Origin of the sequence: Microcoleus sp. T3_D1 (assembly GCF_036700405.1) — a bacterium.
Lineage (GTDB): Bacteria > Cyanobacteriota > Cyanobacteriia > Cyanobacteriales > Microcoleaceae > Microcoleus.
Genome location: NZ_JAUBOV010000005.1, coordinates 1 through 24,635, shown reverse-complemented (window position 1 = coordinate 24,635; position 24,635 = coordinate 1). Strand labels below are relative to the sequence as shown.

The following is a 24,635-nucleotide window of genomic DNA, read 5'->3' as shown; positions in this document are numbered from 1 at the left end:
TCGCACAAAGCGATCGCCCTTTTTCAACTATCCGAAAATAGCAAGCGCCCTCGCTCACCCTGACTCACAAAGGCGATCGCCCATAATTCATCAAACGAGCGATCGCCCTTCCTGCATCTGCGTTAATCTGCGGTCAAAAAAGAGCGATCGCCCTTTCTAACAATTCAGAAGGGCGATCGCTCTTCATTCATCCATCTCTAATTTATGGTTAGACAAGAGCGATATGCCATAAATTCAATACCAGTCCGCGATCGCCAGTCCTGAAACTCTCGAAAACTCCTTGACATTGTGAGTAACAAGAGTTGCTTGAAACGAAGCGGCTGTCCCTGCAATCAAAACATCGATCGGACCGATAGGAGTACCTTTTTGCTCCAATTGAGCGCGGATTGTGGCAGCAGCAACAGCACAATCGCGATCGAAAGGAACAACATTAACTCGGCTTAAAAGTTGCTGAAGTTGTTGGGTACGTTTTGCAGGCGAAGTAGATTTAGCAATACCCACTTGCAATTCAAACAGGACGATCGTTGAAATGCCAATTTCTTGAGGAGATACATTGGCAAGGTTTTGGGCAACTTGTCCTTGTCCTTTGAAATAGTAGATTAATGTATTTGTATCCAAAATGTACATCTAAAAGCTCTCCCGCAAAATGTCTTCCCCCGACTCAACACGAATCTCTTCCAGAGTAGGAAAGTCATCTGCCCACGCTCCAGCTAGGGAATAAACCAGTTCCGTCCAAGGAGTTGAAGTATCTACTGTATCGGTGGATTGGTTCTCATTCAGGTACTTGGCACGAATAAACTCAGCGAAAGTGAGAATTTCCCTAGCTTGGTTTTGGGGAAGGGTTTTGACGATCGCGTAGATTTGTTCAATAACAGTCATAATCGGATTATAGATTAAGAGCAGTTTAGCTTTATTTTAGCAATTATAATCGGTTTAGTTCCAAAGGCGATCGCCCTCCCTCACCCAAATTCAGAAAGCCGACCGCCAATAATTCATCGAACGATCGATCGCCCTTCTTACATCCGCGTTAATCTGCATCCATCTGCGGTCACAAAATATCGATCGCCCTTGCTAATAATTCAGAAGGGCGATCGATCTTCAACTTCCCACCTCAAGAGTAAAGATTTATTCATTCTCATCAACATTATCCAAGATATCTTCGATGTCCCGTGCCCCGTGAATCACGCGCAAAATTTCTACCTCTGACTCTATGAGACGGTAGAAAATCAGATATCTTCTAAAACCTTTAATAGCTTGTTGTCGCACATCGATTAAATTCGGATGAGAAAATTGACAGCCTTTTCCCATTTTCGGCGTTTGGGCCAATTGTTTAAAGGTTTCTTCGGCCGCGACAAGAAAGCGATCGGAAGCATCCATATTATCTTCCGCAATGTAAGTGGCTAATTCAATCAAATCGCCGATAATTTGCGGACGTTTTTGGATCGAGGTCTTTTTTATTCCTGCAACCCCTGATTCTGGGAAATACGCGATCGCACAGCTTGACTAATCTCCATCCAATCTTCCTCCGTCATCGCCGTAGGATTTCCAGATTCCAAACCCTCTAATAACATCGCTTCCAAACGTTCTGAAGCTTTACGTTTTTGGTCTTGGCGAATTAACTCACGAAAATACTCGCTAGCTGTACTATAACCCCCTTGGGCTACCTGTTCTTCTATATAAGTTCGCATTGAGTCAGGCAGAGAAATATTCATACTTGTCACGGGTATTACTTACCTCATTTAACTCGTTATCTTATTATGGCAGATTTTGCCATTTTTTGTCAAGTCTCACACAACGTGTAATTTTATAATAAATTGGAAAGAGCGAGATCCCTTTTTTACCCAGATTCAGAAAGGATCTCGCCCATAATTCATCAATCATGGCGAGATCCCTTGTTGTATCCGCGTTAATCTGCGTTAATCTGCGGTAAAAAAAAAGCGATCGCCCTTAATCAGCCAAAGGCAGAAAGGATCTCACTCATGATTCATCAAAAGATCGAGATCCCTTATTGTTGCATTCAACTAACAAAAGATTGTCATTTCAGTCAATTGTTGCTAAAATAATCACAAAAAACTATTCTGATTAGCCAATGAGCGACATCTCTATCAGCTTGCCAGATGACTTACTCACATACGTCAATCAAAAAGCGCCCAACCCCAGTGCTTTGATAGAATCTCTCTTAAAACAATGGCGAAAACAACAAGAAAACCAAGCTTTAGCAGAGGCTTGCAAGCTAATTGACGAATTAGATTTAGGATGGGATGAGGAATGGCAAGCTCAAGCGATTACCGACTGGGAAGCATCTGGATAGCTAGATTCGATCCGTCAGTAGGAACAGAAATACGCAAAACGCGACCTGCGTTGGTCATTTCTGGTACGCTGTTCAACGAGCGGCGCAGCAAAGTGACTGTTTTGCCATTTACATCCGCTCGTCCTCACGATCCTCGGATTTCTGCTGCTGTGATATTAGTACCCGCATCCCCACAAAATGGTTTAGATGCAGATAGTTTGCTAGTCTGTGTCGATCCCATGACTTTCGACAAAACAAGATTAGTACAACAAGTCGGCCAATTGGAATCCGAGCTATTTTCCCAAAGTCAAGAGATTTTGCAGCGCTATCTGGAATTATAGCGATCGTCCTTTCTAATAATTCAGAAAGGCTCTCGCCCATCATTCATCAAAAGAGCGAGATCCCTTCTTGCATCTGCGTTAATCTGCGTCCATCTGCGGTAAAAAAAGATCGATCGCCCTTTCTAATAATTCAGAAGGGCGATCGCTTTTGCTGAATTTATGATATAATTACCCATCAGTTACAGCTACACTTGCCCACTTCTTTTGATATAAAGGAGTAAAGCCCGTGAAAATAGAAGAATTACTGCAAAGAAAAGGGATTATTCACCGCGATCCAGAAATTATGAGCGGTGTCCCCGTATTTGTCGGCACTCGCGTTCCCTTAAAGACTTTTTTCGATTACCTGGAAGGTGAAAGCGGTTTCGCAGAATTTATTAATGATTTTCCTTACCTAGAAAGTCAGGCAATTAAAGTGCTAGAAAATCTTACTAAGATGATGCTGTCGCTAGAAAGTGATTCCAATGCTTATATTGCTTGATGAAAATCTCTTGAGTCAAAAACTTAAGCAGCCTTTCTTAGATGAGGGTCATTCAATCAGCAATGTTTATGACATGGGGTGGAGAGGGCTAAAAGACCGGGAAATTCTGGATCGATCGGAGAATCATCCTTTTGATGTTTTTATCACCGCCGATAAAAATCTTCCCTATCAACAAAATTTAGCAATTCGTGTTATTACAATTGTGGTGTTAGATTCTAGCAGTACGAGACCCGACCATCTTGTACCTTTGATGAGACAAGTTAGCACTATGATATTGTCGCTACCAACGGGTTCCGCAGTTCGCATTAATGATACTGGGGATGTGGTTTCCATTAGTCCTTGATCGATCGCCCTTCTTACATCCGCGTTAATCTGCGTGCATCTGCGGTTAAAAAAGATCCAGATCCCTTTCTCACCCATATCCAGAAAGGATCTCGCCCATAATTCCTTCTTTAAAAAGTTGAAAAATTACAAAGCAAACACAATTCTGAGAGCTCGATCGATTTTTAGTAAAACCTCTGGCTCAACTTCACCTCGGATATCCACCAAGCGAGAAAAATAATCTATAGGGCGCGTTTGCAAACAATCTGCAAGAGATTTTTTTGTTAATCTATTTGCTTCTGAAGGTTCAATCTCCACATTACTTCTAATCTTGGCTTTTTTTTCACTCCAAGCAGTAATTGGAACCACCTGGATTATGGGAACTCTCTCATTATAAGTATTGTTAGTCACAATAATGCAAGGTCTAATTTTTCCAGTTTCAGAACCCCTAGTAGGGTCAAGATTGACTTCAATAATTAGTCCCCGTGTCAGTTTTATTCCTTCGGCCATTCTTCTAAACCTAATTCCGCCAATTCCTGTAACTCTGTCTCTTCGGCATAGACTTCCGCATAGAGCATCGCCGATTCTTTCAACTGCTCGGTTTCTAACGCTAATTCCAACCGTTGAATCGCTATTCTAACCAATTCACTAGGATCTTTAAATCCATAGTTTTGACAGAGTTCTAAAAATTTTACCTGCGATTCATCTAGTTTAAATGTTTGCTCTTTCATAGTAAAAATACTAGGAAGGTTCGAGAATTTTGTGGTCTCAAAAGCTATTTTTTTAAGCCACTATTTATATAATAACATACATTTGTAGATACTGCAAAAAACTCGCAAGTATTAATAACACCATATCCAGCCCAAAACTATGAAAAAAATCATCATTGGCATCATGGGCCCGGGCGAGAGTGCCACCTCAACCGACTTAGAAAACGCCTATCAACTCGGACAACTCATCGCCGAAGCAGGATGGATATTGCTAACTGGCGGCAGAAATGTCGGCGTCATGGATGCCGCCAACAAAGGAGCAAAATCAGCTAACGGTTTAACAGTCGGCATCCTTCCGGGAAATGACACTCGCGGCATTTCTGAAGCTGTAGATATTGCCATTGTCACCGATATGGGAAACGCCAGAAATAACATTAACGTTCTTTCTTCAGATGTAATAATTGCCTGCGGTATGGGGACGGGCACTGCTTCGGAAATCGCCCTCGCTCTGAAAGCTAACAAACAAGTTATATTGTTAAATCACAGCGCCGAAAGTCAAGTTTTTTTTAAAGGTTTAGCACAATTTAACATCTTTGTGGTAGACAATGCTGTAGAGGCTATGAATCAAGCTCGCGAAATCCTAGTAAATTCAAGATGAAATCCAAGATGAGAGTAAGCAAATTCAACTTTTGTGCGATCGGCATTTTTCTGACTTTGGGGATTTTCGTCAGTACCAAAGCAGACGGAAGAATTGCACAGTTCAGTGTCAGCAATAAACCCACTCAAAAATTAGCACAAACCCTCCCTCCTCCTCCCCCTTTCGCACAGCCTGTTACCGAACAAGAAGCGCCACCTATTCGCAGCGAATCAGTGCCGGATAAAATAGCTTTAGCAACCCATTTGCAGACCATCAAAGCTAGACTCTACGGTGCTTACTGGTGTCCTAACTGTCACACGCAACAAGAACTTTTCGGCAAAGAAGCTTTTACCGCTATTACTTACATTGAGTGCGATCCCAGAGGCAAAGATGCTCAACCCGATTTGTGCAAAGCTGCCAATATTAAAGCTTATCCCACTTGGGAAATTCGGGGTAAATATTACACGGGCCGGCAATCTTTGGAAAAACTGGCTATTTTATCCGGTTATAAAGGCAGCAGCAATTTTCTGCAACCAGTTCCCTCTCCTTAAAAATATCTAAATTAGTTAGCACTCGCACGCGCCGACTAAGAAACCGGGTTTTTGAACCGAGATTGACGGTTTTCAGCAATTATTTTGGTTAAAAACCCGGTTTCTCGCCACCCCTGCGTCCATGACTATAAATGTAAGCTGCGGTGGCGCACTTATGCCGAATGATCGAACGGTAGCTAACTAAAATACTCTTCAACAATTTTCAAAATCCGCGAGGCGGCCAAACCGTCACCAAAGGGATTAATTGCCATTGCCATTGCGTTGTATGCTTCGGAATTGCTGAGCAATTCTGCCGCTGCTGTGAAAATTATATCAGAATTAGTACCTACAAGTTTAGCGGTGCCTGCGGAAATTGCCTCTGGTCTTTCTGTGGTTTCTCGTAATACTAAAACAGGCTTGCCCAAACTAGGTGCTTCCTCTTGCAAGCCACCGGAATCTGTTAAAATTAAATGACATCTCTGAATCGCTCCTACTAATTCGGCGTAATCTAAAGGTTCAGTTAAAAAGACTCTCGGATGGTCGCCCAAAAGAGCTTGCAAAGGTTCTCTGACTGTGGGATTTCGATGTAGAGGTAAGAGCAAGGCTGTATCGGGAAACTTATCTAAGATTTGGAGAAATGCCTTAGCAATTCCTGCTAAGGGTTCTCCCCAATTTTCGCGACGGTGAACAGTTGCTAAGATAGTGCGATATTTGCTCCAATCTAAGTTAGGAATGTTGCATTCTGGTTGGCGTTTGGCGACAGAAAGCAAGGCATCGATTACTGTGTTGCCTGTGCGGTGAATTTCTCCCAAAACGCCCGATCGCCCTAAATTCTCCGCAGCCAGCTCTGTCGGGGCAAAATGCAGCCTTGTGAGTTGAGATATCAACCGTCGGTTAGCCTCTTCGGGGTAAGGATTGAACACGTCGTCTGTCCGCAATCCGGCTTCTACGTGACCTACGGGTATTTTCTGGTAAAATGCAGCCAAAGCAGCGGCAAATGCTGTCGTTGTATCGCCCTGAACTAAGACGATTTCGGGCTGCAATTCTTTAAACAATGCTTCCAAACCCTGCAAACTCCGGGATGTAATATCTGTCAAGGTTTGCTGGTGCTGCATAATGGCTAAATCCCGATCGGCTTTTAGATCGAACATTCGCATTACTTGCTCGACCATTTCTCGGTGCTGACCGGTTAAAATTACTTGGGTGTCAAAGGTGGGCGAACTTTTGAAGAGTTGAATTACTGGGGCTAGTTTAATCGCTTCCGGGCGAGTTCCTAAGACGATGCAAACGCGGTGTGTGGCTTCGGGCATGGTAAAATTAGATGTAAGTTGATTCATATTTCGTGGAACAGGCATCTTGCCTGTTTTTGACCTTGGTGCAGGATATCAGTTTATACTCACATCTTTCACCATTCTTAAGAACGGGCAAGATGCCCGTTCCACAAAAACTCAATTTTATTGTGAAACAGGCATCTTGCCTGTTCCTAAATAGGTAATTGACAATGATGCAATATCTCCGTTGATACCTATTCAGTTAATATTAAAACCAAATCGTAGATTTTTAAGCGTTAATTTGTTATGCCCTATCGGTACATTTTATTTTACAAACCCTATGATGTTTTAACTCAATTCACTGACAACTCAGGGGAAGCTAAACGCAGCACTCTCAAAGATTATATTCCTATTCCTAACATTTATGCAGTAGGAAGGCTCGATCGCGATAGTGAAGGTTTGTTGCTGCTAACCGACGATGGGCCCCTTCAGCACCGACTTAGTGACCCGAAATTCGCTCATCCCCGCACTTACTGGGTGCAAGTTGAACGAATTCCTGATGCAAGTGCGATCGCCGCTTTGCAGACAGGTGTCACAATTCAAGATTATCGGACTCGATCGGCAAAAGTGCAATTATTGTTAGAAGAACCCGCTTTGCCGCCCCGCGAACCGCCGATTCGATTTCGCAAAAACGTGCCGACAGCTTGGCTGGAAATGACTCTCACAGAAGGCCGCAACCGCCAAGTCCGCAGGATGACCGCAGCAGTAGGGTTTCCGACGCTGCGGCTGGTTAGGTGTGCGATCGGGCATTTGCGTCTCGAAGACCTCAAACCCGGTGAATGGCGGGAACTAACTCAAGCCGATTTGAGATTTTAGATTTGAGATTTTAGATTGGGGAATTACAGTCAACCGCCTTGACATTTAGGACATTCTTGATATCTGAAACTATTACTGCGACTGCATTTCCCTTCTTCCTTCTTCCGACTTCCATCGGACTGAAATCTGTTACATCCGTTACATCCGTTACATCCGCCCTTGCGAATCCGTTGCCGAACTTCCTTCTTCCTTCTGCTTACTTTCGAGGCGGCAAAATAAAACTCTCGTTTCCATCCTTATCTTTTTGCACCTGAGCTCCCAACTTGACAAGAGCTTGTCTCGCCCTTTGACGCACCAACTTATCAGTTGTTTGAGCATAAACCGTACTCCAAGCATTAAACCGCACCGGCACGCTATCGGGATCTCGGCGCAAATACTCAGCAGTGGCTCGAAACATCGGCGCCAATTTCGACCATTCCGGGTTTTTTTCCACCCAATCAGCGGCCATTTCGTGAGAGCGAATTGACTCGGGAATATCCCCCAACAGCAGCAACTCATCAATACCTTTAGTTCGCCACACTATCCACGATTGGGAATGAATTTGTGGCGAAAGGGCAAGGGCGCTAGTACCCCGCTCTATAAACTCAACTGCAGTTTCAGGCTTTCCCTGATAAAAAGAAATAGCTGTGGAAAGAAACAGGTAGATGTCAGCCCACCGCGGGTCGCGCCGCGTAACTATGTCAAAATAATCTTGGCTGAGATTGTAGCCCGTTACATCTCGCGCTTCGTCGTCCCCAAAATACTGCAAAAATTTGAGAAATGTCCAATCTGCAATTAAATTGTCAAACCCAAAACTAGGGATTGTTTTGAGCATTTTTAGCCGCAGGGCTTCTTGCTGCGCTTCTTGCTGTGCGGCTTGCTTGAAACTGGCAGCAGACATTGCAGAGGGCGACTTTTGCCCCTGAACGCCAACTGGGGACATTCCGCCCAACTGCCCGCTAGACTGCATGGCGACGACCCCCGCCAGCGCTGCTAGACCGATAGCTCCATTAACGAGCAGGCTCAACCACTTACGCGAAAATTGTTCGATTTTAGCTTCCACGGCACTTTATAAATCCAAGTTTTAAATTAAGTTTATTGAAAGAGAGTAATAATTGGTTGGCGATCGACTAAAAATCTCGTTAAACTGTCCAAAGGGATGGTGGAGCCTCCACACAATAGTTTAAGTAGTAGTGTGAGATTTTTTAGCAATATAAAATCTCAAATCAAAAATCTAAAATCGAATTGAGCCAAATTCAATGAATCAAGCCCGCAGACGCTTTTCTAAGTTACAGGCAGCCCTGTTCAGTGGGGCGATGGCAACAACCGCTTCGATATCTTTGCTCGTTCCCGGGCTGAGTCAATCAGTCCGCGCCGAGCTTCAAGATAGCCCCAAAGCTGTCTTAGACGAAGCTTGGCAAATTGTGAACCGAGAGTATGTTGATGGCAGCTTTAACAAGACTGACTGGCAATTGACCCGCCAAGAACTGTTGAGCAAAAACTATACCTCTCGCGAAGCTGCTTACACCGCTCTCCGTAAAGCGCTAGAGAAGTTGGACGACCAGTACACGCGCTTCATGGACCCGAAGCAGTACGAAGCGCTGACGAATCAAACCTCTGGGGAACTGACAGGGGTGGGGATGAGGCTGGAAGAAGACGAGAAAACGAAAGCGATTAGGGTAGTCGAGCCGATGGAAAATTCCCCGGCCCTGAAGGCAGGGATTCTAGCGGGCGATACGATTTTGGTGATTGACGGCAAAACTACCAAAGGCATGACTGTCTCGGATGCGGCTCAGGTAATTCGGGGCGACGAAGGCACGAAAGTCACGCTGCGGATTGCTCGTGAGGGCAAAAGCGAATTTGACATTACTCTGACTAGGGCGAGAATTGAGGTAGCAGCGGTTCGCTACAGCCTCAAAAATGAAGGCGGTAAGAATGTGGGTTACATCCGTTTGCAAGAGTTTAGCTCCCACGCGGGCGAACAAATGGAGGCGGCGATTAAAAAGCTCTCGGCTCAGAAAGCTGACGCTTTTGTTTTGGATTTGCGGGGGAATCCCGGCGGTTTGCTGCGAGTGAGCATTGATATCGCTCGGATGTGGATGGATACAGGGGCGATCGTCCGCACAGTCGATCGCGCGGGCGATTCTCAGGAAATGAAGGCAAATCGCACTGCGCTCACTGACAAGCCTTTGGTGGTGCTCGTGGACGATAACTCGGCCAGCGCCAGCGAGATTTTGGCCGGTGCTCTGAAGGACAACAAGCGCGCAACTGTGATGGGCGGCCAAACTTTTGGCAAAGCTTTGGTGCAGTCGGTGCATTCTTTGGCTGACGGTTCGGGATTGGCGGTGACGATCGCTCACTACTATACTCCCAACGGTACGGATATCAGCCACAAGGGCGTTACTCCCGATGTTAAGGTGGAAATCACCGACGAACAAAAGCTGAAATTAGCTAACAAACCGATGTTGGTTGCGACTCAGGACGATCCTGCTTACGCGCAGGCGATCGCACTTTTGCGAACTACCGCTTCGTCTCCCCCTCCCGTAACCGCTAATGAGGCTCTTGTTCCTAAAAAGTAAGTAGTTGAAACCGTAATTTATTAACCATAAGGATTAAGATGAAGCCCGCGTCAGCGGGTTTTGTTTTTATGCTTATGGTTATGGGTTATTAAGTAAATTTAGGTGATTTAATGTAAGATGCAGATGGTTGAAAAGCTTGCTCTATGAGCATTATTCCTTCTTCCTTCTACTTAAGTTATTGGTGAATTTATCTCCTGATTAAAGCACATTAGTGGGATGGGAATTTTTTAACCGCAGATATCAGCAGATGAACACAGATGGACGCTGATGGGATTTTTGAGGTGTTTTAGCTCTGAGTTAATTAGTCATTCATGCGCCGGATAAACTCTAAGGGCAAACCGTCTGTATCGGCAATAAAAGCTACTTCGTAAACATTTTGCCCGATCGCCTGTTGAGTCGGTTCTAATAAAACTTTCAAAGCTTGAAACTGGTTTGGTTGGTCTTTAGCAGCTTCCTCAAACCGATCTTTCAGAGACTGCAACCAGCTAGGTAAGTCAGTTGTCGCCTCAGTTAAATCGAAAGATAAATGATAATATCCAACATAATGCTCGTCTCCAAAAGCATCCGGTGCGGGTTTTGGTTCCGGGATTTGAATTAGTTCGATGCGTCCGTTGAGACCTTCCATCCAACAGGCTAGGGTGTAACCTGTGGTGAAGCGATCGCTCACAGTAAATCCCAACTGTTCGTAAAAGGCGATCGCCCGGTGAATGTTAGCAGTGCGAATCGAGGCGTGGTGCATTCGATTTTAGATTTTAGATTTTAGATTTTAGATTGGGGAATTGGCCAAACAGGGCATTGGGCATTGGTTGCTATCGCCAAAACATTCTAAAAAACCTTGGGCAAATGACAACCAACAAATAACTAATGACTAATAACGAATAGACCTCTCCCATAATTATTGTGGAACAGGCATCTTGCCTGTTCAAAACTGTCTTTTTGGGAGATGTCTAATAACTATTCAAACAACCGAAAATAGGGATATCTAACCGGAACTCCCGGCTCTTTTTCCAAATCAAAATTAATCACTTCCCAGCAAGGGTCCTCTTGAGGATCGGGGCTAAAATCCACAGGCAAACCGTACAGCCTCGGCCGGGGCGATTCCGACTGGCCGCGCCAAGGGGTGCTGCGTTCCAAATAAGCGCTGATTAAGTCCCGATAGCGTTGGGCAACGATCACGCGAGTTGCTCGGTAGCCTTGAGTATAAAGTCGATCGAGCGCTTCGTGAATTTCAAACCGAATCCCGTCCGGGTGCGTGTGCTGGCGATACCATTCATTCTCCCAGCGGCGCCAGTGCCGCCCAGACTGAAGGTGAACCAGTTCCCCCGTTTTTGGATCTGCCTCAAATGCCCCGTGACGCGGACACAAATAGGTATCCGTGAGCGTTAGAGCCGGAATTGTTTGGCGACAGTGGGGACACTGAATTTCCGGGCCAAACATCGGGTATTGCAAGGCAACTTCAATCATTTATTTGCGTCCCAGCATATTTTCTCTGCAAAAGTCCCAAATACTCTTATTATATCCCGTATCAACAACCAGCTAATCTGCTTGAAGTATAACGATCGACCAACTAATGAGCAATCTCAACGAATCTCAGTCTGCACTTCCTTCCTCTTGGCCCAGGCCCGATCTGTCCCAAGCGGCTTTTGTCGCTGAAGGCGCTGTTGTCATCGGCAGGGTAGAGGTGGCTGCAGGCGCTAGTATCTGGTACGGGGCGGTGGTGCGGGCGGATATAGAGCGAATTGCAATAGGATCAAGTACCAATATCCAAGATGGAGCAATTCTGCACGGCGATCCGGGAAAACCGACTGTTTTGGAAGATTTCGTGACAGTGGGACACCGAGCCGTGATTCACTCAGCTTACATTGAACGGGGCTGCCTGATCGGGATTGGGGCGATCGTCCTGGACGGAGTCAGGGTGGGAACAGGCTCTATCGTCGGTGCAGGGGCGGTTGTCACCAAGGACGTTCCCCCTCACACGCTAGTTGCGGGAGTGCCTGCCAAACGCCTGCGAGATGTCTCTGAGGAAGAAGCGGCCGAGTTGGTGGAACACGCTAAGCGTTACGAAAAGTTGGCTCTGGTTCACGCGGGGAAAGGTTCGGATTTGGGATTTGATTAGTTGATAGAATAAGATTTTTAGCAACAAACTATTAGTTTCCAATGGCTTACACTGCGCCAAAAATCTTAACTTTTGAAACATTCCTCGATCGATATTGTGACAACTTCCGCTACGAGCTCGCTGACGGAGAATTAGTTGACATGGAACCCACAGGCCCCCACGAAACCGTCAGCGGTAAACTAGCAACTCAAATCGGCATCGCCATCGCAGCCGAAAAACTACCTTGGTTCATTCCCCGTACTTGTTTGATACGTCCATTTTCAGATGCAGCTACTGCCCGCCGTCCCGATATTGTCGTATTAGATGAAACCGCCCTTGTCAGCGAACCTCTCTGGGAAAGAGAACCTGTGATTACGCTGGGACGATCTATTAAATTTGTGGTAGAAGTCGAGCGATTTTAGATTTTAGATTTTAGATTTTAGATTGGAGAATTGATGAAGCCGACGAACCAGAAACCAATTGCTTGATAGTCAACAATCAACAGTCAACAGTCGAGCGATTTTAGATTTTAGATTGGAGAATTGATGAAGCCGACGAACCAGAAACCAATTGCTTGATAGTCAACAATCAACAATCAACAGTCGAGCGATTTTAGATTTTAGACTTGAGATTTTAGATTGGAGAATTGATGAAGCCGGCGAACCAGAAACCAATTGCTTGATAGTCAACAATCAACAGTCAACAATCTTCGGAAATATCGGGGTTTGTTCCAGCGATAAAAGTTTAAAATTAAATAAAAAAATTGTCAAGCTCGATCGAGCGCTAAGATTAATCACATGAAGAACGATCGCACATCCAATCCAAACATCCCCCCGCACACCTGGAAACGTCCCATCGGCCTCGGTTGGGAGAATCCCTATACAGTCCGCTACGCAAGCAATCTCGACGACGGCCCCTGGCACGGAATGCCTCTGGGCGGGTTCGGTGCCGGCTGCATCGGGCGATCGTCCCGTGGCGACTTCAACCTCTGGCACATTGACGGCGGGGAGCACATTTTTCGCAGTTTGCCCGCTTGTCAGTTCAGCATTTTTGAAGAAACTCAAGGCAAGAAACAAGCTTTTGCACTGTCCACTGAACCGCCTAGTGATGGTAGTTTATCTAGTTGGAAATGGTATCCATCGGAAGGAATAAGGAATAAGGAAGAAGGAAGTTCGGCAGCGGATTTTGTAACGGATGTAACGGATAGAATACACCAGGATGAAGGGAGAGGGGTAAAGTCTAATTCTGGTACTTATCATGCTTTGTATCCGCGCAGTTGGTTTGTTTACGAAAATGTGTTTGAGGCTCAATTAAGCTGCGAGCAATTTTCGCCAATTTTGCCGAAGAATTATCAGGAAAGCAGTTACCCAGTAGCCATGTTTGAATGGGTGGCGCACAATCCTACAGATGCGCCGATTACTCTCAGCATCATGCTGACTTGGGAGAATATTGTTGGTTGGTTTACTAATGCCAACAAGTCGCCGAAAGTGATGGTTCGAGATGATGGTAGTCCATTTTATGATTATCAATCCCGGTGGGGAGAAAGCGGCGGAAATATGAATTTGTTGGTGGAAGATTTCCACCGCATCGGTTGCGTGATGACGCGGTTGACTGCTGAGGACGAACCGCAAGAGGGGGATGGACAATGGGCGATCGCAACTATTACTAATCCGGCCGTAGAGGTATTCTATCAAACTCGCTGGAACCCGGCGGGGAATGGCGACGATATTTGGCGCAACTTTTCTACTGAAGGTTTCTTGTTGGATGACAAAGACGAGACAGCCGCAGCAGCAGGAGAACAGTTGGCTTGTGCGATCGCAGTTCGCTTTACTATTCGACCGGGAAAAACTCGCAAAATCCCCTTTATTATAGCTTGGGATTTGCCCGTTACTGAGTTTGCATCGGGAGTTTGGTACTACCGCCGCTATACAGATTTCTTCGGCCGCAACGGCAAAAATGCTTGGCCGATTATTCGCACTGCAATGAAGCATTCGGATACTTGGCGCGAAAATATTGAAGCTTGGCAAAAACCCATTTTAGAACGAAAAGATTTGTCAGACAGTTTTAAAATGGCTTTGTTTAACGAGTTATACGCCCTGACAGACGGCGGTACTCTGTGGAGTGCGGCTGACGAACGCGATCCAAAGGGTCAATTTGCGGTTTTGGAGTGCATTGATTACCGCTGGTATGAAAGTTTGGACGTGCGCCTTTACGGTTCTTTTGCTTTGTTGATGCTGTGGCCGGATTTGGAAAAGTCGGTGGTTTTAGCGTTCGCTAGGGCAATTTCAGCCGGAGACGATACGCCGAGAATTATTGGCTGGAATCAAGCTTCGGCTATTAGAAAAGCTGTCGGTGCGACGCCGCACGATTTGGGTGCTCCTAACGAACATCCTTGGGAGAAAACGAATTATACTAGCTATCAAGATTGCAATTTGTGGAAGGATTTGCCTTGCGATTTTGTGTTGCAGGTTTATCGGGATTTCCTATTGACTGGTGGCACAGATTGTGAGTTTCTGCAAGAGTGTTGGCCGGCAATTGTTGAGGCTTTGGCTTATCTGAAAACTTTTGATGAGGATGGGGACGGAATTCCTGAGAATTCGGGAGCACCGGATCAGACGTTTGATGACTGGCAAATGCGGGGGATAAGTGCGTATTGCGGGGGTTTGTGGTTGGCGGCGCTGGAGGCTGCGATCGCGATCGGCGAAATCTTGGAAGATGCAGCACCGGAGATAATTCCTAACCCTCAAGCAAAGATAGCATTATATCACAGTTGGCTGCTACAAGCAAGACCTAGCTATCAAGAAAAACTGTGGAACGGTCAATATTACCGTTTGGACAGCGAGAGTAATTCCGAAGTGGTGATGGCCGACCAACTGTGCGGTCAATTTTACGCGAAACTGTTAGGATTGCCGGATATTGTGCCGCCGGAATGTGCAGTCAGTGCTTTAGAAACTGTGTACGAATCTTGCTTTTTGAAGTTCAATGAGGGGGAGTTCGGTGCGGCGAATGGAGTGATGCTGAACGGTTCGCCGGAAAATCCCAATGCAACTCATCCTTTGGAAGTTTGGACGGGGATTAATTTTGGGTTGGCCGCTTTTTTGGTACAGATGGGGATGGAGGATAAAGCATTTAAATTGACGGATGCTGTGGTGAAGCAGATTTATGAAAATGGGTTGCAGTTTCGCACGCCGGAAGCGATTACGGCGGGGGGGACTTTTCGGGCGAGTCACTATTTGCGGGCGATGGCAATTTGGGCAATTTACGGGGTGTTGACGAATTTTAAATAGGGGAAAACTCACATCTTGCACCATTCTCAATTACTTGTTTAGCAACAGGCTTTTCGGCCTGTTCCACAAGAAAACTCATTCTTTGTGGAACGGGCCGAAGAGCCCGTTCTTGAGAATGGTGCAATATCTCAGGGAAAAGGTATATAGCAATCCTTGCAGGAGTTGTAATCTTTTGACCCTCCCCGAACCCGCGGGGAGGGAGTAAGAAATTCACAAATGATTTAGATTACTATATTAGCTGGTGAATCCCACTTAACTTTAAAAAATTTAAGACTTCATCTCATGTCCCGTCGATTACCCGAAATCAGGTAGGGGCGGGTTCACCAACAACATCGGCCAATAATTGACAATCTCAAAAACCCGCCCGACCGGGATATTATGGTCAATCGGATATGAGATCAACTCCATTTTTAGCAAGGAAAACCGTTAATTAAACTCTCACTAAAATGAACCGTAAAAAGTTTTTGCCTTCGAGGAAAACATTAATCTTTCATGCTCAAACTTTAGCTTGGTTAAAATTTGAGCATGAAAAAGCCCGGAGATGGGAGGGGATCGAACTCGTCTATAAACGAGGGAGACAAAGGGTATGAGGCAATTGTTGACACCAATACAGTGGGCACCTTACCCGTATATAATTTGGAGCGATCGCCAATTTCAAGATAAAATAGAAAAATGTCAAATCCTTTGCTTTCCCTCAACTACGAACCCGCCCTCGAATCCCTCGGTGGCGACTATTTTGATGAAGTCCCGGCTGCAGATTTTCCGCAGCATATTCTCCGCTTCCGCAACGACAAATTATTGCCAATATTGGGTTTAGACCCCGCACAAGTAACCGACCAACATTTTATAGAAGCGTTCGGCGAATTTCACTGTGTCCGCCCTTTTTTGGCACTTCGCTATCACGGCTATCAATTCAACACATATAACCCCAATTTAGGCGACGGTAGAGGCTTCTTATACGGCCAAGTTCGCGGGACTGACGGCAGACTTTACGACTTCGGTACTAAAGGTTCCGGCCGCACTCCCTACTCGCGGGGCGGTGACGGTAGACTCACTCTCAAAGGGGGAGTTCGCGAAGTTTTAGCTGCGGAAGCTTTGCACCGGTTGGGAGTTCGCACATCTCGCTGTTTTAGTTTAGTTGAAACTGGGGATGCTTTGTGGCGGGGCGACGAACCATCTCCGACGCGATCGTCCGTAATGGTGCGTTTCAGTCTTTCTCACATCCGGTTTGGAACTTTTGAAAGGTTGCACTATATCCGCCGCCCGGATTTAATTAAAAAACTTTTAGATTTTGTTATTGAATATTACTACCCAGAACTGCATTTAGAAGCAAGTAATGCGGGTGTTTCGCCGCAGGAAAAGTACGCCCTGTTTTATGCAGATTTAGTCAAGCGAGTAGCTGAATTAGTCGCTCAGTGGATGGCAGCAGGATTTTGCCACGCTGTGCTGAATACTGATAATATGTCGATTACTGGAGAAAGTTTCGATTACGGGCCTTTCGCTTTTATCCCAACTTACAAGCCGGAATTTACAGCAGCTTATTTCGACCATTACGGTCTGTATTGTTACGGCAATCAACCGTTAATTTGTAGGGACAATTTAGAGAAGCTTCAGGAACCGCTAGCAGCGGCGATTCCTCAAGCTGATATGGATGCGGGTTTGGCAAAGTTTGGCGATTATTATAATGCAGCTTATCGGCAGTTGATGCTCAATAGATTGGGATTTGAGGATTTGCCAGAAGCTGAGGGAGATGAGTTGTTGAAGGTGACAATTAAAATGCTGGCGGAGTCTCAAGTAGCCTATCACGATTTCTTTTTTGAACTGCGAAGACAGTTCGATCGCACTTGGCGAGATGATGCTAGTCTAATTTTTGCTGAGGCGGAACCGGCGGACTTGATAGCACCTTGGCGACAGTTTTATTATCACGTTTTGCAAAGTTTCTCGGCGGATGATATGGATAAAATGGCGGACTGTTTGCGGAGGCACAATCCCGAACAATCGCTGTTGAGACCGACGATTGAGGCTGTTTGGGAGGCCATTGCTATTGAGGATAATTGGGAACCGTTTTATGAATTGGTTAAACGACTTCAAGACCCAGAAAATTGATTGATAATAGCTTGAATTAATAGCGTTCCGGGGCAGGTTAACCAGCAGTTTCTGTTGGTATTAAAGATTAGGGGGAACCAGCCCTTACGCAATCTGAGATTATAAATCAATACGGTTCAGTTAAGCTCGATCCCCCCTAGCCAAGGGCGGGCACGGGGAGTAGGGGTCGCACCGCCCCTACAAGGGGGGGACAAGAAATTACTCAAAGTCCCCCTTCTTAAGGGGGATTTAGGGGGATCTAGCCCGGAATAAATAGTTTTAACCCAAGCGTATTGGATTATAAATCCTTGATCGATAAAAATATAATATCGAGAAATAATCACTAATGACTAATGACTACTTCAGCTTTTCAATCTCAAATTGTGCATCTTTGTAACCGCCGGTAAGTCCTTGATCGAGGAACATTTGGCCGGCTTTTTCTAAATCGCTAATTGCTCCTGCTTTGTCTCCCAATGAGCGCCGAACCATACCTCTACCGTAGTAAGCAGCAGCATAATTCGGACTGATCCGAATAGCTTGCACGTAATCTGCGATCGCACTATTGTAATTCTTTAACTCCTGATAAATCTTCGCCCGATTGGCGTAAGCTTCCGCATTGTTGGGATTGAACCCGATTGCTGCTGTAAAATCTGCGATCGCCCCCTGCGCGTCACCCCCTGCGCTGCGAGCTAAACCACGATTGTTAAAAGCATTAAAATCATTCGGATTCACTGTCAGCGCTTGAGTGCAATCGGCAATTGCTTTCGGATAATCCTTCAAATTTAAATAAGCAATGCAGCGATTGTTGTAAGGAACCCCATCCTCCTCGCTGAGCGAAATTGCCTGAGTGCAATCGTCAATTGCCGCTTGATGCGCTCCCAAATTCAACTGCGTGCTGCAACGATTAGCGTAAGCATCTCCACTCTTGGGATCGATCGCAATTACCTGAGAATAATCCGCCAAAGCTCCCTGATAATCTCCTAGGTGAAAGCGAGCTCTCCCCCGACTGTAAAAAGCATCAACATTCTTAGCATCGAGTTTAATTGCTTCAGTATAATCTCCAATCGCCCCCTGCAAATCTGCGCTCCCAGCGCGAGCCAACCCCCGCGAATGATAAGCTTTAACAAGGTTCGGCTGCAACCGAATTACTTCGGTAAAATCCTGAATAGCCGCCTTGTAATCTTGCATTTCTAAATAAGCAACTCCTCTTTCATAATATGTATCAGCATCATTGGGCTGGAGATTCAAAGCTTGAGTGTAATCCTCAATCGCCCCGCCCTTGTCGTTAAAATCGTGACGGGCTAGCCCGCGGTTAAAATAAGCCTGAAAATATTTAGGATTGAGAGCGATCGCCTGAGAATAATCCGCAATTGCTTCTTGATACTTTTTTAAATCATAATTAGCATTACCCCGCCTATAAAAACTCTCAGCATTTTTAGGATTCAATTGAATTGATTTATTAAAAGCCTGCAAAGCTGCCTCCGCATCTTGATTGCGAGACTTTTCCACTCCCTGCTCGTAATATTCCTTAGCTTTAATCGGATTCGGGCGGCTCCAATAACTAAACAGAAATAGCAGAACTATCGCCGCCCCGAACCCCGCCAAAATCATCAACCAAAATCGACTTCCCAAACGTGACGAAAAACTATCCGAAGACAGTAACCTCGGAGAAATACTTTTCTTTTGAGCCGTATTCCCCGGTTCTTGGCGGTGTCTCAACTTGCGGAGAGCTACCAAAACTTCCTCAGCCGATTGATAGCGTTTGCCAAATTGGTGACAGACCATTTTGTCAATTATATTGGCTAGTCCCACAGAACATTGAGCTCGGTTTCGCCACACAATTTCCCCCGTGTGAGAAGGACTCGGATCTTGCAATTTGGGCAAATCCGTACCGGGCAAACCCGTGATAGCTTGGACGGCCATCATCCCGACTGCATAGATGTCGCTGCTAAATTGCGGGTTGCCTTGAAATTGTTCGATCGGCATATAAGCCGGAGTTCCAGTAGCAATGGTGCGCGGAAATTCTGTATCGTGCTCGCTGACTTGATTTGCAACTTCTTTAACCGAGCCGAAGTCAATTAAAACTAATTTGCCGTCGGGTTTGCGGCGGATTAAGTTGGAGGGATTAACATCGCGGTGAATCACTCCCTGAGAGTGTACGAAGCCGAGAAGTTGTAACACTTCTTCCAGCAGATCCAGCACTCGTTCTTCCCGCCAAGGTTGACCGGCCACAATTTCCCTATTTAGGGCGTGTCCGGGCACAAATTCTTCGACGAGGTAGAATTGATTTCCTTCTTCAAAATAAGCGAGTAAAAATGGAATTTGATCGTGTTTTCCCAGCTTTTCTAATATTTCTGCTTCTTGTTTAAATAAGCGGTAAGCTGTTTTGAGAACTGTGGAAGTGTTGCTGGGAGGGCGCAGTTGTTTGACTACACATTGAGGGTGGCCAGGGCGGCGAGTATCGACAGCTAAATAAGTTTGTCCAAAAGCTCCTGAACTGAGAATTTGCACTACCCGATAACGCCTGTCTAAAAGTTGACCAACCATGTTCATATCTATAATTGAGAAGTGGTAACGGGGAGTTGGTAATTGGGAATTGGTAAGGGGGAGTTGGTAAGGGGGAGTTGGTAAGGGGGAGTTGGTAATGTTGCCTTCTTCTTTCTTCCTTTTGCCTTTTTCCTTCTGCCTTTTTTCTTCTTCCTTCTTCCTTATTTCTTCTTTTTTTAACATCTGACTGATGAGTAATAGTTTATTTAGGGTCGTTGATTTGTGCTTGTGCGTTTTGGAAACCATCGGCTCTTCCTTGTTCGAGAAAGAGGGTGGCAGCTTTCTGAAAATCCTCGATCGCCCCAGCACGGTCTTTGAGTTGGCGGCGGACGAGGCCTCGGCTGTAAAAAGCGCTAGCATTGTTGGGGTTGAGCCGCAGCGAGTGAGCGAAATCCTCAACCGCTAAAGGGTAATTTTTTAGTTCTGAGTAAATAGTACCGCGATTGCTGTATGCTACTGCATCGCTGGGATTGAGTCGAATTGCTTGAGTAAAATCTTCTAAAGCTCCCTGCTTGTCTCCCGAAGCCGATCGAGCTAATCCTCGATTGCTGTATGCTTTGGGATTGTTGCCGTTGAGTCCGATCGTCAAACTGCAATCTTCGCTAGCTTTTTGAAATTGTTTTAAATTCAGATAAGCAATGCAGCGGTTGTTGTAAGCTGCTTCATCTTTTGGAGCGAGGCGAATTGCTTCGGTGCAATCTGCAATCGCTTTGTCGTAGGTAGCCAAATTCAAGTAAGCGCTGCACCGATTGGTATAAGCATCAGCGAGATCGGGTTGCAATTCGATCGCCTTAGTATAATCTTCCATCGCTCCTTGATAATCTGCCAGATTAAACCTGGCTCGACCACGACTGTAGTATACGCCAGCTTGCTGGGGGCTAATTTGAATGGCTTGAGTAAAATCTGCCATTGCTCCTGTTTTGTCGCCTGCAGCCGATCGAGCTAAACCCCGATTGCTGTAAGCTGTAGCATCGTTGGGAGTGAGCCGAATTGCCTGAGTGTAGTCTTCTATTGCTGTGCGGTAGTCGCCCAAATCGTAGTAGGCTAAACCCCGCTGAGAGTATGCCTCACCGTCGCTGGGATTGAGTCGCACTACTTGGGTGAAATCTTCCACGGCCCCCCGCTTGTCGCCGATGTCGAGGCGGGCCATACCTCGATTGTAGAGAGCTTTGCTGTGGCTAGGATTGACTTTAATTGCTTGCGTGTAATCCTGTATTGCTTGCTCGGTTGCGCCCATGTCGTAGCGAGCGTTTGCCCGCTTGTAGTAAGTTTCCGCATCGCTGGCATTCAGGGCGATCGCTTGAGTATAATCGGCGATCGCGCCTGTTGTGTCACCTTGCTGCGCCTTGATAACGCCGCGGGCTAACAATTCTTTTGACCTCGCCGGACTTTGACTCTGCCAAAAGTAAATTATCAGTGCCGTCAAGATTAAAGCTGCCGCTGTTGCAGCCAACAGCAGCAGTTTGGTTTGGCTTTGTCTTCGCGGTTGACTCATAGCGTCCGTGATGATTGTGGCTGGCGGCGGCTCAACCTCCAATTTTACGGCGATTTGTTTGAGGTCTGCTAAAACTTCGGCGGCCTCTTGATAGCGTTCCTCGCAGTCGGGGCGCACCATTCGATCGATAATATCTGCTAGGGCTGCCGAACAAGTTGCCCGGTTTCGCCAGGGAATTTCGTTTTTGTTGTTTTTTAAGGCACTCAGTTCGTTGGGTGAAAGTCCTGTGACGGCAAGCTGGGCGATCGTACCTAGAGCGTAGATGTCGCTATTGTAACGGGGGTTGCCGCTCAATTGCTCGATCGGCACGTATAACTCCTGAGCCGCCAAATCCTGTTTTTTTGCCTCATGCCGTTTAACAGAGTTCGGGGAGGTTTGCGACAACAAATGACAATTAGCAAGTTCCGGGTTAATTTCTTTGTCTAAGCTAAAGTCTACCAATACAAATTTGCCGTCTGACTCGCGCCGGATCGCTCTGTCTGGTTGAATTCTGCGGTGAATAAAACCCTTCTCGTGGATGAACACCAAAATTTCTAATATTTCTGATAGCAGACCAATTACTTGGTCTTCATCCCAAGGTTGACCGGGTATTAGTTCTTGACTTAAAGGTAAGCCCGCAATAAATTCTTCAATTAAGTATAAACTTTGATTTTCCTCAAAATACGCCAATAATTCGGGAATTTTGTCATGTTTTCCCAATTTTTCAATTATTTCTGCGTTTCTTTGAAATATAACTTTGACTAATTCGGGAGTTTGCGAACTTGTGCCGGGGAGTCGCATTTCTCTAACCGTGCATTGCGGATACCCGGGACGGTGAGTATCTGCTGCTAGATAAGTTTTTCCCACCTCACTTGAGTCTGTGACTTTAATGATGCGGTAACGTCTGTCTAGAAGTTGACCAATCATGCTTTGCCCTCTACCCTATCAATTTTCCATTATCGCATAAAATCAGAAGAGCTCACTGTGGTGTCCAACTTTTAGCTATTGATTCCGGTGTGCCAAGCCGCCGAAGAAATCGCCAGTAGTAGGACTACAGGTGCTGGCAATTTAAAGGCGATCGCCCAAACTTTGAGCCTTGTCTGAATTTGAGCAGTCCTGGACGCAGTGTTAAAAGCCGGGATGCAGTATTTCCGTAAAAAAACCAATTTCTGCGTCGAGGACTATAGCATTAAGATTAGTCCCAGTCTGCTGCCCGTATCCGTTGACTGTAGATGCAAACCCTGAACTTATAGTATAATTTAGTAACCGAGCAACAGATGACTTAAAATGAACGTACAACTGGTTGACTCCCTAATTCAAGTTATCTTATCTCTCTCCGCAGACGAGCAATTAGCGATTACGGACAAATTACTAGAAAACATCCCGTACCCTTCGACTCAGGAACTTATGCAGCTTGCTCAAAGCGGTGGCGGTTTTGACTTTTTGCATGACGAACCTGATATTTACACAATAGAAGATGGAGAACCTATTGCGTGACACTAAAAAAAGTAAAAGTTAGGCATTGGAATGCAATTAAATCATTTTGACTAAAACTAAAAATTTCAATTAATTGCTATATAAATATTCTTCCTTGTTCCTTCTTCCTTCTACTTAGAGTAATTAAAAATGTCTGAATCACTAACAAAAGGAGGAACGATCGCAGCGATCGCCACTGCCATAGTTCCCCAACAAGGCAGCGTCGGCATTGTGCGAGTTTCCGGTTCCGCAGCCTTAAAAATTGCCGAAACTCTGTTTCGCGCCCCAGGACGGCAAATATGGGAGTCTCACCGCATTCTTTACGGCCACATCCGTCGCCCCAAAACTCAAGAATTAGTCGATGAAGCTTTATTGTTAATCATGAAAGCACCGCGTTCTTTTACTCGCGAAGATGTGGTGGAATTTCACTGTCACGGCGGTATTATGGCCGTGCAGCAAGTCTTGCAGTTGTGTTTGGAAAATGGGGCGAGATTGGCGCAGCCGGGAGAGTTTTCGCTGCGGGCTTTTTTGAACGGGAGGCTCGATTTAACTCAAGCTGAAAGTATCTCAGATTTGGTGGGAGCAAAATCGCCCGCTGCTGCACAAAGTGCTTTGGCTGGTTTGCAGGGAAAATTAGCGCAGCCAATTCGCAAATTGAGAACCACTTGTTTGGACGTGCTGGCAGAAATTGAGGCAAGAATTGATTTTGAGGAAGATTTGCCGCCTTTAGATGAAGCTAAAACATCTTTGGAAATAAATCATGTTTTGGAGGAATTGTCAACAATTTTGGCGACGGCAGATCGCGGCGAATTGTTGAGAACTGGTTTGAAAGTAGCGATTGTTGGGCGGCCGAATGTAGGAAAATCGAGTTTGTTGAATGCGTGGAGTAAGAGCGATCGGGCGATCGTCACGGATTTGCCCGGTACGACGCGAGATGTGGTAGAATCGCAGCTAGTTGTGGGCGGCATTCCGGTGCAGGTGCTCGATACTGCAGGCATTCGAGAAACCGAAGACAAGGTAGAAAAGATTGGCGTTGAGCGATCGCGCGCAGCAGCAAAACAAGCCGATTTAGTGTTGTTGACAATTGACGCGGAATCTGGTTGGACAGAGGAAGATTCGGAAATTTACGAACAAGTAAAACACCGCCCGCTAATTATAATTATCAACAAAATCGACTTAGTAAACACCATCCCCCAATTACCTTTTTCCTCAGAAATTCACCGTAGAGTTACCGCAGCAGCAGCCCTGGATCGAGGCATAGAAGACTTAGAAACAGCAATTTTAGATGCTGTCAGCGGGGGAAATTTGCAAGCAGCCAACTCAGACTTAGCAATCAACCAGCGACAAGCAGCGGCGTTAACTAAAGCTAAAATTTCTCTGGAACAATGTACAGATACTATTAGCTATAAATTGCCTTTAGATTTTTGGACAATAGATTTGCGCGGTGCAATTCAAGCATTGGGGGAAGTTACGGGCGAAGAAGTGACAGAATCAGTGCTCGACAGAATATTTAGCAGATTTTGCATTGGCAAATAGCAATAGGAAAAGAGTAAATTAAATAGGTAAGCTGTCTCGCCTTTAAGTTGTATTTTTAGGGCGGGCGGGACGCCCACTCCACAAGAATTTCACCGTTTATGAAACACAGAATTTCACTCTTTG

General features: G+C 45.7%; 26 protein-coding genes. 14 read left to right on the top strand and 12 right to left on the bottom strand.

Annotation, left to right across the window (positions count from 1 at the left end; genetic code table 11):
* Positions 1-234: 234 nt before the first annotated feature.
* The 4 genes from QT992_RS04100 to QT992_RS04085 form a co-directional block, all read right to left on the bottom strand.
* Positions 235-627, bottom strand: coding sequence for a type II toxin-antitoxin system VapC family toxin (locus QT992_RS04100; protein WP_333322157.1), 393 nt, complete (start codon positions 625-627; stop codon positions 235-237).
* On the bottom strand, positions 628-879 hold the full coding sequence (locus QT992_RS04095) for a DUF2281 domain-containing protein (protein ID WP_333335925.1): 252 nt from the start codon (positions 877-879) through the stop codon (positions 628-630).
* Positions 880-1,125: 246 nt separating this feature from the next.
* Entirely contained in the window at positions 1,126-1,422 is a 297-nt protein-coding gene (locus QT992_RS04090) for a type II toxin-antitoxin system RelE/ParE family toxin (protein WP_333376625.1), read from the bottom strand.
* A 32-nt stretch (positions 1,423-1,454) separates the two neighbouring features.
* Positions 1,455-1,712, bottom strand: a complete 258-nt coding sequence (locus QT992_RS04085) for a type II toxin-antitoxin system ParD family antitoxin (protein WP_333322159.1) — start codon at positions 1,710-1,712, stop codon at positions 1,455-1,457.
* A 377-nt stretch (positions 1,713-2,089) separates the two neighbouring features.
* Between QT992_RS04085 and QT992_RS04080 the strand changes: the two genes are divergently transcribed.
* The 4 genes from QT992_RS04080 to QT992_RS04065 all read left to right on the top strand — a co-directional run bounded on the left by QT992_RS04080 (position 2,090) and on the right by QT992_RS04065 (position 3,452).
* Positions 2,090-2,311 (top strand): hypothetical protein, encoded by a 222-nt coding sequence (locus QT992_RS04080; RefSeq protein ID WP_333168235.1) that lies wholly within the window; start codon positions 2,090-2,092, stop codon positions 2,309-2,311.
* On the top strand, positions 2,269-2,631 hold the full coding sequence (locus QT992_RS04075) for a type II toxin-antitoxin system PemK/MazF family toxin (RefSeq protein ID WP_333304365.1): 363 nt from the start codon (positions 2,269-2,271) through the stop codon (positions 2,629-2,631). The genes QT992_RS04080 and QT992_RS04075 overlap by 43 nt, the downstream gene beginning before the upstream one ends.
* Before the next feature lie 226 nt (positions 2,632-2,857).
* Positions 2,858-3,109 (top strand): DUF433 domain-containing protein, encoded by a 252-nt coding sequence (locus QT992_RS04070; RefSeq protein ID WP_333238704.1) that lies wholly within the window; start codon positions 2,858-2,860, stop codon positions 3,107-3,109.
* Positions 3,093-3,452, top strand: a complete 360-nt coding sequence (locus tag QT992_RS04065; RefSeq protein WP_333317555.1) for a DUF5615 family PIN-like protein — start codon at positions 3,093-3,095, stop codon at positions 3,450-3,452. The genes QT992_RS04070 and QT992_RS04065 overlap by 17 nt, the downstream gene beginning before the upstream one ends.
* Before the next feature lie 125 nt (positions 3,453-3,577).
* On the opposite strand, the gene QT992_RS04060 is transcribed toward QT992_RS04065, so the two are convergent.
* Both QT992_RS04060 and QT992_RS04055 read right to left on the bottom strand, forming a co-directional pair.
* Positions 3,578-3,940, bottom strand: coding sequence for a type II toxin-antitoxin system PemK/MazF family toxin (locus QT992_RS04060; protein WP_333322161.1), 363 nt, complete (start codon positions 3,938-3,940; stop codon positions 3,578-3,580).
* Entirely contained in the window at positions 3,925-4,161 is a 237-nt protein-coding gene (locus tag QT992_RS04055) for a hypothetical protein (protein WP_333322162.1), read from the bottom strand. Before QT992_RS04055 ends, QT992_RS04060 begins: the two co-directional genes overlap by 16 nt.
* Positions 4,162-4,300: 139 nt before the next feature.
* Between QT992_RS04055 and QT992_RS04050 the strand changes: the two genes are divergently transcribed.
* Positions 4,301-4,798 (top strand): TIGR00725 family protein, encoded by a 498-nt coding sequence (locus QT992_RS04050; RefSeq protein WP_333335932.1) that lies wholly within the window; start codon positions 4,301-4,303, stop codon positions 4,796-4,798.
* Positions 4,799-4,806: 8 nt separating this feature from the next.
* Entirely contained in the window at positions 4,807-5,328 is a 522-nt protein-coding gene (locus tag QT992_RS04045; protein ID WP_333335935.1) for a hypothetical protein, read from the top strand.
* A gap of 176 nt (positions 5,329-5,504) precedes the next feature.
* On the opposite strand, the gene wecB is transcribed toward QT992_RS04045, so the two are convergent.
* Positions 5,505-6,617 (bottom strand): non-hydrolyzing UDP-N-acetylglucosamine 2-epimerase, encoded by a 1,113-nt coding sequence (wecB, locus tag QT992_RS04040; RefSeq protein WP_333335997.1) that lies wholly within the window; start codon positions 6,615-6,617, stop codon positions 5,505-5,507.
* Between the two features lie 267 nt (positions 6,618-6,884).
* On the opposite strand from wecB, the gene QT992_RS04035 reads away from it, so the two are divergent.
* Positions 6,885-7,454: an rRNA large subunit pseudouridine synthase E gene (locus QT992_RS04035; RefSeq protein ID WP_333322168.1), complete on the top strand. Its 570-nt coding sequence runs from the start codon at positions 6,885-6,887 to the stop codon at positions 7,452-7,454.
* Between the two features lie 196 nt (positions 7,455-7,650).
* Here QT992_RS04035 and QT992_RS04030 read toward each other — a convergent pair whose 3' ends face one another.
* Positions 7,651-8,496, bottom strand: coding sequence for a hypothetical protein (locus QT992_RS04030; RefSeq protein WP_333335938.1), 846 nt, complete (start codon positions 8,494-8,496; stop codon positions 7,651-7,653).
* Positions 8,497-8,692: 196 nt separating this feature from the next.
* Between QT992_RS04030 and ctpB the strand changes: the two genes are divergently transcribed.
* On the top strand, positions 8,693-10,012 hold the full coding sequence (gene ctpB / locus QT992_RS04025; protein WP_333335941.1) for a carboxyl-terminal processing protease CtpB: 1,320 nt from the start codon (positions 8,693-8,695) through the stop codon (positions 10,010-10,012).
* A 301-nt stretch (positions 10,013-10,313) separates the two neighbouring features.
* On the opposite strand, the gene QT992_RS04020 is transcribed toward ctpB, so the two are convergent.
* Positions 10,314-10,751, bottom strand: a complete 438-nt coding sequence (locus QT992_RS04020) for a VOC family protein (protein WP_333335945.1) — start codon at positions 10,749-10,751, stop codon at positions 10,314-10,316.
* A 215-nt stretch (positions 10,752-10,966) separates the two neighbouring features.
* A complete protein-coding gene (locus tag QT992_RS04015; protein ID WP_333245117.1) occupies positions 10,967-11,476 on the bottom strand; it encodes a TIGR02652 family protein in 510 nt (169 codons plus the stop codon).
* A gap of 106 nt (positions 11,477-11,582) precedes the next feature.
* On the opposite strand from QT992_RS04015, the gene QT992_RS04010 reads away from it, so the two are divergent.
* The 4 genes from QT992_RS04010 (at position 11,583) to QT992_RS03995 (ending at position 17,500) form a co-directional block, all read left to right on the top strand.
* Positions 11,583-12,128, top strand: a complete 546-nt coding sequence (locus QT992_RS04010; protein WP_333335948.1) for a gamma carbonic anhydrase family protein — start codon at positions 11,583-11,585, stop codon at positions 12,126-12,128.
* Between the two features lie 41 nt (positions 12,129-12,169).
* Positions 12,170-12,529, top strand: coding sequence for a Uma2 family endonuclease (locus QT992_RS04005; RefSeq protein ID WP_333335951.1), 360 nt, complete (start codon positions 12,170-12,172; stop codon positions 12,527-12,529).
* A 375-nt stretch (positions 12,530-12,904) separates the two neighbouring features.
* A complete protein-coding gene (locus tag QT992_RS04000) occupies positions 12,905-15,394 on the top strand; it encodes a GH116 family glycosyl hydrolase (RefSeq protein WP_333335954.1) in 2,490 nt (829 codons plus the stop codon).
* 672 nt (positions 15,395-16,066) lie between these two features.
* Positions 16,067-17,500 carry a protein adenylyltransferase SelO family protein gene (locus QT992_RS03995; protein WP_333335956.1) on the top strand — a complete coding sequence of 478 codons (1,434 nt, stop codon included), beginning with the start codon at positions 16,067-16,069 and terminating at the stop codon, positions 17,498-17,500.
* 336 nt (positions 17,501-17,836) lie between these two features.
* Here the strand turns inward: QT992_RS03995 and QT992_RS03990 are convergent, their stop codons facing one another.
* On the bottom strand, positions 17,837-20,272 hold the full coding sequence (locus QT992_RS03990) for a tetratricopeptide repeat protein (RefSeq protein WP_333376586.1): 2,436 nt from the start codon (positions 20,270-20,272) through the stop codon (positions 17,837-17,839).
* Complete coding sequence (locus QT992_RS03985; protein WP_333335959.1) at positions 20,229-22,427, bottom strand: tetratricopeptide repeat protein; 2,199 nt, start codon at positions 22,425-22,427, stop codon at positions 20,229-20,231. The genes QT992_RS03990 and QT992_RS03985 overlap by 44 nt, the downstream gene beginning before the upstream one ends.
* Before the next feature lie 360 nt (positions 22,428-22,787).
* Here QT992_RS03985 and QT992_RS03980 point away from each other — a divergent pair, with 360 nt between their 5' ends.
* Complete coding sequence (locus tag QT992_RS03980; RefSeq protein WP_333283038.1) at positions 22,788-22,997, top strand: hypothetical protein; 210 nt, start codon at positions 22,788-22,790, stop codon at positions 22,995-22,997.
* 129 nt (positions 22,998-23,126) lie between these two features.
* A complete protein-coding gene (gene mnmE, locus QT992_RS03975) occupies positions 23,127-24,512 on the top strand; it encodes a tRNA uridine-5-carboxymethylaminomethyl(34) synthesis GTPase MnmE (protein ID WP_333322037.1) in 1,386 nt (461 codons plus the stop codon).
* The last annotated feature ends 123 nt before the right edge of the window (positions 24,513-24,635 follow it).

Bases quoted from the DNA above. Each gene is read 5' to 3' on its own strand.
- QT992_RS04045 (WP_333335935.1), top strand. From the start codon at position 4,807: ATGAGAGTAAGCAAATTCAACTTTTGTGCGATCGGCATTTTTCTGACT.
- wecB (WP_333335997.1), bottom strand. From the start codon at position 6,617: ATGCCCGAAGCCACACACCGCGTTTGCATCGTCTTAGGAACTCGCCCG.
- QT992_RS04095 (WP_333335925.1), bottom strand. From the start codon at position 879: ATGACTGTTATTGAACAAATCTACGCGATCGTCAAAACCCTTCCCCAA.
- QT992_RS04000 (WP_333335954.1), top strand. From the start codon at position 12,905: ATGAAGAACGATCGCACATCCAATCCAAACATCCCCCCGCACACCTGG.
- QT992_RS04055 (WP_333322162.1), bottom strand. From the start codon at position 4,161: ATGAAAGAGCAAACATTTAAACTAGATGAATCGCAGGTAAAATTTTTA.
- QT992_RS04075 (WP_333304365.1), top strand. From the start codon at position 2,269: ATGGCAAGCTCAAGCGATTACCGACTGGGAAGCATCTGGATAGCTAGA.
- QT992_RS03995 (WP_333335956.1), top strand. From the start codon at position 16,067: ATGTCAAATCCTTTGCTTTCCCTCAACTACGAACCCGCCCTCGAATCC.
- ctpB (WP_333335941.1), top strand. From the start codon at position 8,693: ATGAATCAAGCCCGCAGACGCTTTTCTAAGTTACAGGCAGCCCTGTTC.
- QT992_RS03990 (WP_333376586.1), bottom strand. From the start codon at position 20,272: ATGGTTTCCAAAACGCACAAGCACAAATCAACGACCCTAAATAAACTA.
- QT992_RS04065 (WP_333317555.1), top strand. From the start codon at position 3,093: ATGCTTATATTGCTTGATGAAAATCTCTTGAGTCAAAAACTTAAGCAG.
- QT992_RS04010 (WP_333335948.1), top strand. From the start codon at position 11,583: ATGAGCAATCTCAACGAATCTCAGTCTGCACTTCCTTCCTCTTGGCCC.
- QT992_RS04020 (WP_333335945.1), bottom strand. From the start codon at position 10,751: ATGCACCACGCCTCGATTCGCACTGCTAACATTCACCGGGCGATCGCC.
- QT992_RS04050 (WP_333335932.1), top strand. From the start codon at position 4,301: ATGAAAAAAATCATCATTGGCATCATGGGCCCGGGCGAGAGTGCCACC.
- QT992_RS04015 (WP_333245117.1), bottom strand. From the start codon at position 11,476: ATGATTGAAGTTGCCTTGCAATACCCGATGTTTGGCCCGGAAATTCAG.
- QT992_RS03980 (WP_333283038.1), top strand. From the start codon at position 22,788: ATGAACGTACAACTGGTTGACTCCCTAATTCAAGTTATCTTATCTCTC.
- QT992_RS03985 (WP_333335959.1), bottom strand. From the start codon at position 22,427: ATGATTGGTCAACTTCTAGACAGACGTTACCGCATCATTAAAGTCACA.
- QT992_RS04060 (WP_333322161.1), bottom strand. From the start codon at position 3,940: ATGGCCGAAGGAATAAAACTGACACGGGGACTAATTATTGAAGTCAAT.
- QT992_RS04035 (WP_333322168.1), top strand. From the start codon at position 6,885: ATGCCCTATCGGTACATTTTATTTTACAAACCCTATGATGTTTTAACT.
- QT992_RS04005 (WP_333335951.1), top strand. From the start codon at position 12,170: ATGGCTTACACTGCGCCAAAAATCTTAACTTTTGAAACATTCCTCGAT.
- mnmE (WP_333322037.1), top strand. From the start codon at position 23,127: ATGTCTGAATCACTAACAAAAGGAGGAACGATCGCAGCGATCGCCACT.
- QT992_RS04085 (WP_333322159.1), bottom strand. From the start codon at position 1,712: ATGAATATTTCTCTGCCTGACTCAATGCGAACTTATATAGAAGAACAG.
- QT992_RS04100 (WP_333322157.1), bottom strand. From the start codon at position 627: ATGTACATTTTGGATACAAATACATTAATCTACTATTTCAAAGGACAA.
- QT992_RS04080 (WP_333168235.1), top strand. From the start codon at position 2,090: ATGAGCGACATCTCTATCAGCTTGCCAGATGACTTACTCACATACGTC.